The sequence below is a fragment of the Massilia soli genome, from assembly GCF_016809835.1.
Lineage (GTDB): Bacteria > Pseudomonadota > Gammaproteobacteria > Burkholderiales > Burkholderiaceae_D > Telluria_A > Telluria_A soli.
The window spans coordinates 1-12848 of record NZ_JAFBIL020000015.1; the positions used below are offsets into that span (position 1 = coordinate 1).

The following is a 12848-nucleotide window of genomic DNA, read 5'->3' on the forward strand; positions in this document are numbered from 1 at the left end:
GCATTCCGTTTTTTCGACGATGCCGCTTCCGCCAAAAATCGGGAAACCGCTGAAATCATCAATTGATCAGCGCTTCCTTAGCGGCCGTTGGCGAACGTTTGTCGGCGCGGAGGAATGGAGTTTCAAGCAGCCCCGAATGCTGGGTTGAGGACCGAACCGCAGAGGTAGGCTACTCTGCAGTAACGTTCCACCTGCGAACAGCCAGCTCTTCCAGCAGATAGGCAACAATGAATACGCGTTCAGCGTCGGTTATGACAACAGTATCAAAGGGTTGTTCCCACAACTTATGCTCGCAATATTGATGACGAAATCAGATGACCCATGCCCGCGTAGAAACGACTCACCCGATACTTTGACCGTCTTATGGTCGACCCGTAAGGTGATTGAACTCGGCGTTATTTTGACAATCGATATCATTTCACGTTTCTATGCCTGGCCTACCTGGCCGCCTTGACTCAAGGGCCTCAAACCTGCTGGCTATCTGGTCATAGCCAATGTCCCACATCGTGGCGCCCCCATTATAGGTCAGGGTGGTTTCAAGAGTATGAACCATTGTCGCCGGCTATGGACGCTTTCACGCCTCAAAATCGGCATATGTATACAACACACCATCTACATCCACGTTTCCTAGAATTTCGCGGGCCGTGCCCGAGATAGTTAATGAAAACGCAGAATATAACTCACAGAATTTTTTCGGCAAGAGTCCTTCGCGCGACGCATACTGCAATGGCAATTCCGAGAATTTGACTGGAACGGCGATGGAATCATTTAATACAGCATCGCAAATTGGACCGATCCATTTCCAAATTTCCAAATCATCGTTGTTTGCATCAATGTGTTGCCGAACATAATTCAACAATTCCTGAGCTTCACGCTTTAGGCGCACGCCATCAACTTCCGCGTAATCTCCGGTCAACGGGCAGACTCTCACCAACCTCCTTTTCATGCTCTTCCTTAAGGAAATTCAGTTCGCGTGTGGATAGGCACGATTGCTGGCGCTATGGTCTTGCGGTCCCTTCAACTGGCGTAGTCTAGCCTTTGCGAGTCAGGTGCGACATGCAGGTCAGCAGCGGGGCGGCGGCGCTGACGAATAGCCTCGGTAGTGGGTCATCTCGGCCCCGAAGGCCCGTTCGAGTAGAGCGCATTAACTTGCACATCACGGCTTCGACAGATTCGGCCTGCATTCGTCCCGTCAAAAACTGGTCAAGCAACCCTACTGGAATCTCGGGTACGGTGGCCTCGACAGCGCAGTAAGTCTTTCTCTTGCGCGGCACTCATGGTTCATTATGTTGCTGCCATGACATGCCCAATTTCTGCTTCTCTAAAGCGTTACAGTTCCTAGGGATCCGAATAATGCTCACCTATTGTATACTTAACAGGATTTGTAAATGTTGGCATCGACTCTAAGGGAACTTTACCTTGTCGGGCCAATCGCCCTCATCTTCAAAGTCAAGCCAACCATAGGTCGTGCCATCGATTTCGTGCGTCTGAATTTGCTCCAGTGAGAGCCCCTGAACAGTAACAGAAAATCCAGCTACAGCCTTTCTGAAATCATGATCGTATTCCGGCGGCAAGGTCCCCTCGCTATTGTCTCGCTTAAAGTTTCCACTAACAAATCGCGAAACATTTTCATCCAGAGATTTAACAATGTCGCCCCTTATCGCCGCCTGGACTACGGGGTACGTTCTGCTATAAAACTGATACGGATCATCATCCGGTGAAATTTTTTTCTCGATTTCATCGCGAAGCGTTATCGCGTTTCGCTTTAGGCAGATGGGGTCGACCTCGGCCCAATGCCATTCATCGTACTTGACCAGTTTCTTATGCATAGAATAGAGATCTATAGCCGTCATGGACTCAAGCAGTTACCTAAAGCGTTCGTCGAAATTGAAAATATTGTACTGCTTTAGTACCACCAATATTTTAAACAGAACCGCTAAGAATGTTTCACTTTATCGGGCCAATCGCCGGGTTCTTCAAAATCCACCCAGCCGTAAGTGACACCGTCAAGGAGAACCTCATCGAAATCCTCCAACGATAGTGCCTCGGCGGTAACTGAAAACTCTGCAACGGCAGTCATGAAGTCTTGATCATACTCGGGCGGCAGCGAACCTTCGCTTTTATCGTGATAATAATTCCTGCTGATAAAGTGACTCTCATCCTCGTCCATCGATTCGGTTATCTCGCCTCTAATCGCCGCTTCTATAACAGGCATCGTACTCGAATAGAACCCGTAAATGTCGTTAGACCTATCGACCTTTTGAACAATTAAATCGCGTAGGCGAATCGCCATTCTTCTGAGGCACACGGGATCCACCTCAGCAAAATGCCACTGGTCATACCGTACCAATTTTCTATACATACTTTATCCTATGGAAATTTTATCGCGGTAAGCTTTGGCTGGGTAAATATACTTCGGTCAGTCAACAGTGTTTGCAATCCCCCACCGCGTTGCGACCAAATCACGCCATTCGCTCCCACTTCGGTGGTGGGCGCAATAACGGACGTAAAAGACGTTCCGTTACGAAATGCGGTTATTTCCATTACGTGAAATTTTGTTCCCTGCTGAGATGCCAAGGGCACACCCAGTTTATCGGCAATTTGATCGTAAGTCAGCCCTTTCAACGTACGCAGCTCGGCATCGGTCGCCCAAAAAGCGCTACTTTGGCTAACGGAGCGTCCCTCAGGAATCACCTTAAACAACTTGTCGCCGACCTCTATGGGATTCGCCATTGGCGGCGATGAACCAGTCTTAATCAACTCCCGCGCCTCCTTAATCGCCGTCCTTTCACTCATGCCCTGCTCTTCAAACTGCCTAACTAATCTCCGGCCTTCGGCCGACTTCATCGGGTCAGCTTTAATTCCATGGGTTTGATACTTGTTCCAATCCCCGCTGAACTCCGGCTTCGAGCCAACCTTTACATGGACCCCACTATTTACGTGTCCGCCAGAGGTACGCGCCGTCTGTGCTGCCGCAGCATCAACGGAATTCGCCACGGCTGCTACTCCCGCTGTACCCGCCGTCTTGCTTGCATTCGCCCCCTTCGCAACGCGCGCCGCCTTGTTACCTTTCAACCATCCCAGTGCTAACGTGCCGATTTCTGCGGCGCCGCGCGCTACAGCTTCAACGTAATCTCCCTTGGCCCAAGGATCGGTTACTGGTTTAATAATTGCTTTGCCAAGCTGCAGCGCGCCCTGCCCGACCGTGCCAGGAGTAATGTTACCCAGTTTTATATCTTCGGCAAGGATTTGTGCGTCTAGCTGGGCAAGTAATCGGCCGCTTTCAGTCTGACTGAGTTGAACAACTTTCGGCACGGCCTTGATACCCTCGTAAAGTATTTCGCCCGTCCCTAGCACGATGTCTTTGCCGAATCCAAGCACCCCGCGCGCTACTTGGGCTGCATAGCCGAGTGCTGTACCCCGGTTTCCCCTGATCTGCCCGATTAGGTCACTGAGCACTTCGTTTGATTGGTCGAAGTTGATGTACTTGTCGCTCGCATTCAGATTTAGCATCCCGTCAACGAGTTGAGCCCTAACCTTATTGAGTGCGTCGAGCTTTTCGCTGGAGCGCTCACCCGACGGCGCTGTGCCATGCGATGGGAATTTGCCCTCTGTGACACTCTTTCGCTCAGTAACGAGCTTTCCTTGCGCGCCACCGACACCCGAAGCGTCACAGTTGATCAGGCAGCGGCTGTCGTGGCGCGCGACCGGAATTCCGTTCACTTTGACGTTATCGTGGCCGTCCAGAATCTTGACATGTCCGCTGCCGAGAGAGGTGCCGGAAACAATGTGTTTGCCGGCATCTCCCTGGACCTGCTTAATCATGTCGCCTTTGCGGTACACCGCAGTACCTCTCGCCTTAACATTTGGCGACGCAGTCTGCTGCATGTCCAACGTCGCAAAACTATTGAACGCCACCACGGCGTTGCCGACCTTGCAGAAATCAGGAGCAGTACAGATCGCTTGCCATCCTTCGGAATGCGCAATATGACTCACCTTCCCCTGGCCGGTAGCGTTGGCATTGGGGACTGCCGGTTCGATTTGGGAGAGTTGCGCTTCGAGCTTCGCGTTACTGCGCTCAAGCTGAGCTATACGCTTCTCGTTCTCAATCCATTGTGCACGCTCGGCGAGCTGATCTTCAATCGATCTTCGGTCCAGGACGACATCCCCCTTGGGAGCAGATCCCATCGGATCCGATAATCTCAACTTATCGCGTGACGAACTCATCGGGTACTCTCACCGCTCGGCATCGTCGTCATTGACGAGCTATCGCTGTTGACGCCATCCGTGGTAGCGGCTAAAGCAATTTCAACGACCGGATCGTCAAAATCGAAGTGTGCGCGCCACACCAGCGAGGCCTCACCCGATTCCAGATCGAAACGAACAGTATCGAGGTTCAAAACGCTTACCGTGCTCTCACCACTAGCGCGTGTGACCACAGCAACCATGCGCCACCCCGGCAGGCGCATTTCTCGATCGTCGGATAATAGGCCCGTCAGTACGACCCGCTCGTCACCGTTCAGATGCGGATAACACACCTGGTCTGCAGCAGCACTTTGGTAGTAGCGCGAATCGAAATCTATTGGCAACACGGAATTCCTAGTCGCATGCCACTCATCGTCGTACGTCCCTTGCCACGACAATCTCGGTTCACACCAGCGCGCGATAGGGCTCAAACCTTGTGCAGCCACGTTTTGAAACGGATGCCGGACAGGCGCTTCCGCTGATTCAATTTGGGGTGCGGGCAGAACTTTCTTCCCCTTGATCAAATCCTCGACATGCCTACGTGCGGACCTAGGCAGGTGCTTATACGCACTTGGCTTCGGGAGCCAGCCGCATCCTGCCGGGTTGCCGGAATGCTTGATCGTGTCGGCGATACCATCTGCCGTAAGGGCCGCCGGAACTTCGATGCATCCCCCGTACGCGAGCCGGTAGTCGAGCGGCACGTATGCAACTGGCTCGCTAGGTCCGAGGCGCCAGCCAAAAAAGCTTTTGTAAAAATTTCTCGGTCCGTGCAGACGTAAACTTTTGCGCATCTGCCCGATCCCGACGCTGGCGAGCCAAGATGGCTGAGTAATGCCGGCCGGTGCGACCGCGTGGCCAACAATCAGGACATCAGTGCCAGGTTTGTATGGGAGTAGATCCCCGTCCTCCGTGATGACGGCGCGCAGCGGGTCGCTTTCGGCGGAATCCGAATAGGCATCGCCGAAGGCAATTGGCTGTTGATTAGGCGACAGCGTCATCGGCTGGCCATCGACTCCGAAGGCGAACGTGGCGCGTACAACTAGCACATCAAGCTGTTCGCCGTCCGGCCCGGTTTGTTCGAACCAGAAATGTGGAACCCCGGTGCTGTTCTCAATAGTGGTCATGAGTTCCCCCATGCGTCCACGCATTAAATTGCAACGACGCTGTAGCGTTCATTCGTCTTTACTCTTTGGGCCCAGGGGAGCGCTCTGCGCACCTCCGGAGTTCAGCAATACGTCAGCGGGCCCATCAACTTGAACCTTGCTGCTGCTCTTGATATGAACATCGTTGCCCTCTATGTAGATGGCAGTTGGCGTGAGCACCAGTTTCGATTGCCCGCAAATAAGCTGAATTTTGTCGCCAGCGGAAATGGAAACTGTCTTGCCGACCTTCGTAAATTGGCTAGCGCCGACAACGGTTGCCATGACAAGGCCGACGTTTAAGTCGTAACCGAGGCCGACGTTTTCCATACGCCCCATTCCGACGTTTTGCATGTACGCCATACCGATCGTCTCGGTCTTCACCTTGGTGACGTTGATGGACCAGTTCTTTCCAATACTGTCCTTCTCGTTTTTGGTGACTGACTTGGTACGATTTCCTCCGATGCTGATCGTCTCGTTTTTGCCCACATCCTCAGAGCGATTGTCACCTATGCTGATCTTCTCTTCGTGATCGACCCGCTCTGAGCGGTTGTTGTGAACTGTTATCTGTTGGTCGTTCTTGACCTCAACCATTTCATTGTGGTCAACGGTCTTCCTACGATCGTTGCCTACCCAGTGCGATTCGTCGTGCTCAACTTCAATCCGCTGATCCTTCTCCGCGTGCAGCCACAACTCTTCCTCGCCGCGCTTGTCTTCGAATCTGAGGGCGTTGGCATGCGCGCTTCTACCCTCTTTCGTGGACCTGGTCAGGATCCCGCTCTGCGTCTTATTAAGCGGAAGTTCCCACGGCGGCATGTTGTTCGCGTTGAAGACACAACCAATGATCAGCGGATGGCTAATGTTCCCATCCAAGAAGTGCAATGCCACTTCCATGCCAACGCGGGGAAGACTGATCTGACCGAATTGCGGACCCGCCCATGTCGTAAGGACGCGAACCCATGGTGAGCTCTTATCATCAAACTCGCCTTTACGATCCCAGTGAAACTGCACCTTCACCCGTCCGTAGCCGTCTGTGTAAATTTCCTCTCCAGGAGGACCAACGACGACCGCAGTTTGAACCCCGAAGATCTTCGGCTCCTCGCTGTTGAAGCCGCGTCCAGGGCGCCATGGCAGGTTGTGCGCGATGCATGTCATCTCCTTGCTGTAACTCGAGACCGCACCGCGTCCATCCTGGTAGTTGTTCGTGGCCTCGTGGCGCACCGACGTAATGAGATATTTTTGCTCGGCCGCCGCCTTCGCATTGCCTGATTCGGGATACCCGCTCAAGGTGAACCATCTCCCCGGCTCCGCGGTGCGATCGTTACCCTTGGCGCGATACTCGCTGCGCCGAGCGTCCAGCTCTTCAATCCGCAGCTGCGCAAGTGCCTGCCCGTCGTCGAAGTCCTTGAACCCGTAGGTACCGGTGTTCTCATACACTTCCAGCTGCGGTTCGGCGCTTCGGCTCTGCGCCGATGTCCTTTCGACGCGCTTGGGCCTGGGGTGCTTGAAGTTGAAGCTCACCGCAGTCACCTTATCGGATCCGATACGGCGCCCGGGGCTCCACCGGTGGATCCCATCGTCTTCCGCTGCGCCGGCCTTGTCCTGGTATGGCATGTCGGTCCGTTCGCCGGCTATGGGTAGCGCGCATCGGGTGCTATCGTCGCAAAGTACCAGCGAATGTCCATCAGCGCGATGCTCGTAATAATAGTGCCAGCCCCTCGCCTCCCAGTGCCTGTGCAGGAAGTTATGTTCGCTTTCGTTGTGCTGGCAGCTATAGGTAATTGGCGGATCGGCGGCGACGACGCGATGCCGCCAGTCGCGCTTGATGTACTCGTCGCATATCTTCGTCGTCATGTCGATGACGCTCATGTCGTGGAACGCCACGTTGTCCTGGCGCAGTCGAAGATAGGACAGCCATGGTTCGAGTACAAGCTGGTAGTACGCAAAGCCGCCGTCGGTTTTGAGGAAGCTGAAATCGAACACGTAGCCGTTGAAAAAGCGGAGCGTGCCGTCCTCGCGCACCAGTTCGATAGTCACCATCTTGCCGAGCACGTCATCGTGCGGAATTGCTGCGTTGTCCGATAGGACCTCAACTGTGAAAGCGTAATCTTGCCCCAGCCCCTCACTTGCATCAAGACGATTGGCCAGCATGAAAGCGTTAGCCGGCGCATCGTCTTTTGGAAACCGCAGGCGCAGTATGCGCTTGCCTTGCCGGTCATTGGCCAGGGCTTCAAGCGCGGCCGCGTCGCCTTTAAATTGATTCATGGTTTTATGTCCGTGGCAGAAATACTGGGGCGCAGTTGTCGAATACGATCTGGCAGACTCTACCGATTACACTCGTCGGGTTGTTGACTGCCGTCAAGTTTAGGAAGACCTAGCTCAGCGGATGCGTGCGTATGGGGACCCGTGGTGGCAACGGCGCCATCGGAGCGATGTGATAGAACACGTCGTCTCGGTCGCTCGAACTCGACTCACTGATGAGGAAGCTGTCCTGACCCAAGCGTGCGCCCATGGCGACTGAGCCTCCGAGAACGATCGGCCGGATATCGTCAGCATGGAGGATGAGCCTGGTCTCATAAACGACCGTGTGATCGCCGAACAGCGTCAGCATCTTCGCCAGCGACATTGCAGCGCCCCCACCTGGAAGGAAGCTTTCGAACTGCTCCCTATGCATCGGCCCAACGGACAACCGTGCCCCAAGGTCCGGGCGCCAGGTGCGCTCGCCAAGAATTGTGTTGTATCCGAGAGTGGCGTTCATAAGGCCAGGCGCGCATTGTTCATGCGATTCCAGTACGCTCCAGAACCCGACCGACTCTTCCACCTCGATCGATACCTCAAGAACACAGGCAAGCACGCGGGCGAGAATCACAGGTGAGACTGGGCGCTGCTGCAGCACCCCGGCGAACAACGCAATTGTCTCGTCGCTGATGCCCTCGGCGTTATCTTTCGATGCTCGGGGCTGGAAGCCTGCCAGGCTGAGAAGAAGCGGCAGGTAGTTATCCTTGCCGTCGCCAATCGACTGCTCAACACGGTTCTTTCGCCAGGCTTCATAGAAAAGCGCCAGTGCGCGGTTTGAAAACAGATCCAGGAAGGCACGCGGCGCCTCGTCCTTCCCGAGCAACTGATGGGCTGCGATCCGCTCGGTATAGTGATGAGGCAGTGCGCCATTCTCGCCAAGGAAGCCCATAAAGGTGGGCGTCAACGTGAACTGCAGCACTCGGTCTTCATTCAGCTTCTGGGCGAGGTCATTCTCACTAACGATATCGTCGTCGCAAATCGCGGCCATACTCTCAATCTGGCTGGGCGGGAATGCCAAGGACAGGCTATTTTCAAACCTCAAGTGATCAAGGAGCGCCCTCTCCCGTGGCACGCCCTGACTACCCAGCCATAGGACGATCAGATTGACAGCCTGGCCGAACTCAAATCGATACGGTTCATCCAGTAGGCGCTGGATTACGCTTTTTCGGCGCAGCGAGGCTGACATCTCAGTATCTCCTTCCCTGATTGTTCCGAGACGATCTCGAGCTGGGTGAAGCAGTTGAGCTGGCGGTTAAGTGCGAAGTAGCGGTCCATGACGCGCGCAAAGATGTAGAGCGCGCTGCCGACAAAGGCCTGCTCGTCGACCGTCATTCGAATGCCGATGCCAGGCATAAGCGAAGCTACCGGCAAGGTTGGCATCCATGCGCGTACCGTTCCGTGCTCAAGCCCCACGATGCCGCCAATCTGCCGTTGTGAAATTGCCGACCGCGGCAGGTCGTACAGCGAAAGCATTTTTCGAAGGTCAGACAGACCGGCGTTCGTCAAGGTCGAATAGTTCAACGTGAGGTGCGAGATCAGGCGCCAATGGGACCCCTTGTCGGATGCGAAGCGGTACGGAGAGGACGGCTTGCGTAATAGCCGGATCGGCATCGTAGTAGCGACGGCATCGCAAGTGAGGTCGCCACTGACATGACCGTAGCGCAGCTGGGATGGTAGGTCGCGATTGGTGCAACTAAGCTCCGTCGACAGCGTCGCTGTCTCGCCGCTGCTAGGGTTGAAGTCCGAATCAACGAGCGTAATCCGGAGTTCATGACCTGGACTGATCGCAGCGATCGTTTCGTCACGGCGGGCCATCCAATAGTTGCCCTTGCCGTCGGCCGCGCCGTCAGGGCGAGCAGCATATAGCGGCGTGAAGTCCGTTACCGTGTTGCCGGCCGATGACTCACGGACGAGCCGAACCGAGTTCACAGAATGGATCTCATACCCTGAAGCGTGCGTGGCATCGGCAAGCAGCGGATAGTCAGCACTGGTGTGATCCTGCTGAACCGGTATACCGCGCTTTTCAAACAGGTTCACGACTGGCGTACAGCTTAATTTAAAATTCTTGTTTGATAGCGCCGCCAGTAGCCGCGCCTCGTTCGAGTCGCTCGACAGGCCGGCGATGGTGAATTGCAGCGTCATGCGTGAGCACTTTTCTGAGAGCAGTGGTGCAATCTCGCTGAGGTCGATGTCGATAAAGTTGAATTTTTCGGGATACGAAAAGTACTCCGTCAAAAGCCGAAAAGCCGGATGCGATCGGGCTGTGAAAGGAATCATCGTGTCATCGTCACCAAAGCCAGCAACGTCCAGAGGCACACGCTTGAGCGCATTCCACGCACCCGTGCTTCCGTCCTGGAGGTAGGCGCCCGCCGAGCGGATCAGTAGCGTGTCGATCAGGGAGGCACGCAGAGATGGCTCTGCGTCTATAAAGACGCGGATCTTCTTCAGGCGCGCGGCGAAAGCGCCAAGCCCATGCGCGATGCTATCGATCGTGATGCTTATGCTTGCGGTCACAGTAGGAGGCAGTCTCATCGCGCGCAACGTATCATCGATTACCGGCATGAACGTGACCTTGGGGATCACGAGAGGCGCAAGGGTCACGTCGTAGGCTGTAGTGAACAGACACGTTACCCCTTGCACCGAATCGGATTGCAGCGTGCTCCCGCGCGGCAGGACAGCGATTGATTCGGGCTGCTCATTGTCACGCCCGCCGATTTCGACGATCGAGTAGGAAGGCAATGGCCGAAGAAAATGGGGATACAGGCTCTCCAGCATCGCTTCGGTAAACTTTGGGTAGTCGCTGTCGAGCCGCTTCGAAACCCGTGCGGTCAACAGCGCGAAGGATTGGATCATCCGTTCGACGTGGGGATCTTCGGAATTTTCGCCCGCGATGAGTAGCTTGCCAGCGGTTTTAGGAAATCGCTCCGAGAACTGGCGGGTATATTGTCGAAAAATGCCGAGTTCTCGCTCGTAGTACGGCAATAGATCATCCACGAGGAAACCCTCCTATTATTTATCCCAATCAATATGCTCCCATTCAACTTTTGTTGCGGCTTTGAGAAATATCAATCGGCGGAATGGCAGGCTGAAATTGGCGTGGAGAAGCCGACCTGTTCGCAGAGGGGAAAGTTACCCCGATCGGACCGGACTTTGGATTGAGTGCATGATGAACCCCGCATATTCCCAGCGTTGATCGCGAAGGAAAGCCGTGTCGGATCAGGATTTTGCCGAGCGGGCATGCGACATCCAGGGGCAATTTTTGTTCAGCGTGACGCTTGTTCTCGGACTGGAATCGGTCCATGGTCCGAGTGAGATCGGGATAGAAATCTAGCCTGGCGGTAAGTCGGACCATACCCGTGCTCAGATCGTGATCGATTCGGAGAATGGAGCCTGGACAGCCACAGCCCGCAATCACGATCACAAACAGAGGTACTTTACTTTCGCGCCCTGTCTAGGGGGCCCGCGTCAAAGCGCGTGCATTACCAAAAATTCAGGGGTGCATTCAGCATTTTTGGCGCGGACAACCGGGTGCTTGACAGCGGGCGCGCATTTGCCTACTCTTGACCCTGCTTCAAGGTGTCCCCCTGCACCGGTCCGTTCGACGGACCAACAGGTGGGCGTTGCGGTCGATACCCGCATTAACAGCAAGGCACGACGCTGTGCGCGTCCAACTCTCCCCGCCGCACCCGGCCCGACCGGTTGCGCGCCCCACTACGACCAAGCGCTACTCAGCGCCGGCGGGACGGCCTCGAGCCGGTCCTGCCCAAATCACGTGCCCCGCCCTGCTTCACCGGCAAGCACGCGCCGCCCGCGCGGCACCGTGACGTTACCTGGCCAGCCGGCCCGCCCTGAGTGAACCGGCCCGCCGCCATCCTGCAAGCCAGGATGCGCGGCGACTCGTGCAGCACGGGACAACCCGTTGCTGCTTGGCCCGCATCCTGGCCGTTCCTGCCCGACAGGACCTGCCACACCGCGCGCGGCTCGACTGCGCGCCCACCGGCTCGACCGGTGTTTCAAGTTGGCCCTTTGAGGAAACGTTTCTCCCAGCCTGGCATCGACCGCTTGCGGTCCTGCATGGTGTCGTCGCCCTCGAGGCGCCGCTCCCTGCAGTTGGCTTGGCAGCTTGCGCGGACCTGGTGGTAGGGTCCTGGATAGCGCGGCGGGAGATCGATCACATCTATCCAGCAGTGCGCTTGCCTTCGGGAAAGCGGCCATGCCTTGCGCATGGCGTCCCGCTACGGCGGGGACGGCGTTTCCGGCGAAATCCGGCGCGCCGCCAATCGAGCATTTTTACGCTACCACGCCGCTCGCGGCGGAACTCTATCCACCACGGCACGCGCCCGGACCGCGCGAGGCCGGCAGTACCGTCCACCGGCCGCGCGCCTTCGCTGGCGCCGCGCGGCTGGCGCAGCCATGCCAGTTCACGTTTATTGTCATCGGGAGAAGGTGATGGTCAGCCATCGCGACTGGAAACAGCAGTTGCAGGAAATAATCGCCATCCACGACAGCCAGCACGCCACCCGTGCCAAGCTGGTGGCGTTCCGCACCATGGAAGCGCGTAGCCAGATCCTGTTCCGCTGTTTTGCGCTATTGCGGGTTCGCGGCGTTTCGCCTGGGCCCCGCCAGCCCTGGCAACTGCAAAACGATAGCTAATTGTTGAAGAAAGCCTCAAGCGCGTGAACGCGGCGCTCTAAGTGGTTAATCTCAGTCAGCAATTTCTTACACAGAGCCACTCGAGCGCGAAGCCGGCGCGAGAAAATGTTAGGGACCACGGTACTGCTTGAACTTATTTGCCGCGTTCTCAGAAAAGCCACGGTCATTCCCGATCGCAGGCTCGGTAGCCGCACTGCTGCAAACGAACGCGCAAATAAACGATCATTGGCGCGGCAATGCCATAGGAACTTTTTACTCACTAGTCTAGATCTGAGGAATTTCACGGCACCAGTTCCTATACCTTCAAAACCTAACGGCGACAGTAATGATTGATAGCGGTCGCCGCACGGCGGGAGCGGTAAGATACCTCGCTTTTAGGACTAGTCATATCGCTATGCATAGGAGGGCGTCCCAATGATCGCATTGGTGCCTTAATCTGTAGTAAACGCGACCTGATCTGACAGTTGCCCGGTTTGTAGCCTGCGATTGTCAGGTCAAATTCAGTCGTTCAAT

The 12848-nt window shown here is 55.6% G+C and carries 10 protein-coding genes; 1 reads left to right on the top strand and 9 read right to left on the bottom strand.

Annotated elements, in window-relative coordinates:
* Nucleotides 1-249: 249 nt before the first annotated feature.
* From I4X03_RS23390 to tssF, 9 genes are all read right to left on the bottom strand, one after another.
* Nucleotides 250-417 carry an Imm74 family immunity protein gene (locus I4X03_RS23390; protein WP_223471335.1) on the bottom strand — a complete coding sequence of 56 codons (168 nt, stop codon included), beginning with the start codon at nucleotides 415-417 and terminating at the stop codon, nucleotides 250-252.
* 157 nt (nucleotides 418-574) lie between these two features.
* Entirely contained in the window at nucleotides 575-946 is a 372-nt protein-coding gene (locus I4X03_RS22760; protein WP_223471337.1) for a hypothetical protein, read from the bottom strand.
* 457 nt (nucleotides 947-1403) lie between these two features.
* On the bottom strand, nucleotides 1404-1829 hold the full coding sequence (locus I4X03_RS22765; protein WP_223471339.1) for a hypothetical protein: 426 nt from the start codon (nucleotides 1827-1829) through the stop codon (nucleotides 1404-1406).
* A gap of 107 nt (nucleotides 1830-1936) precedes the next feature.
* Entirely contained in the window at nucleotides 1937-2362 is a 426-nt protein-coding gene (locus I4X03_RS22770; RefSeq protein WP_223471341.1) for a hypothetical protein, read from the bottom strand.
* Between the two features lie 8 nt (nucleotides 2363-2370).
* Complete coding sequence (locus tag I4X03_RS22775) at nucleotides 2371-4227, bottom strand: PAAR-like domain-containing protein (RefSeq protein WP_223471343.1); 1857 nt, start codon at nucleotides 4225-4227, stop codon at nucleotides 2371-2373.
* Entirely contained in the window at nucleotides 4224-5369 is a 1146-nt protein-coding gene (locus I4X03_RS22780; protein ID WP_223471345.1) for a DUF2169 family type VI secretion system accessory protein, read from the bottom strand. The genes I4X03_RS22775 and I4X03_RS22780 overlap by 4 nt, the downstream gene beginning before the upstream one ends.
* A 48-nt stretch (nucleotides 5370-5417) precedes the next feature.
* A complete protein-coding gene (locus I4X03_RS22785) occupies nucleotides 5418-7649 on the bottom strand; it encodes a type VI secretion system Vgr family protein (RefSeq protein WP_223471347.1) in 2232 nt (743 codons plus the stop codon).
* Nucleotides 7650-7758: 109 nt separating this feature from the next.
* Nucleotides 7759-8868 (bottom strand): type VI secretion system baseplate subunit TssG, encoded by a 1110-nt coding sequence (gene tssG / locus I4X03_RS22790; protein ID WP_223471349.1) that lies wholly within the window; start codon nucleotides 8866-8868, stop codon nucleotides 7759-7761.
* On the bottom strand, nucleotides 8838-10676 hold the full coding sequence (tssF, locus tag I4X03_RS22795; protein WP_223471359.1) for a type VI secretion system baseplate subunit TssF: 1839 nt from the start codon (nucleotides 10674-10676) through the stop codon (nucleotides 8838-8840). The genes tssG and tssF overlap by 31 nt, the downstream gene beginning before the upstream one ends.
* A 1419-nt stretch (nucleotides 10677-12095) precedes the next feature.
* Between tssF and I4X03_RS22800 the strand changes: the two genes are divergently transcribed.
* Complete coding sequence (locus I4X03_RS22800; protein WP_223471361.1) at nucleotides 12096-12335, top strand: hypothetical protein; 240 nt, start codon at nucleotides 12096-12098, stop codon at nucleotides 12333-12335.
* The last annotated feature ends 513 nt before the right edge of the window (nucleotides 12336-12848 follow it).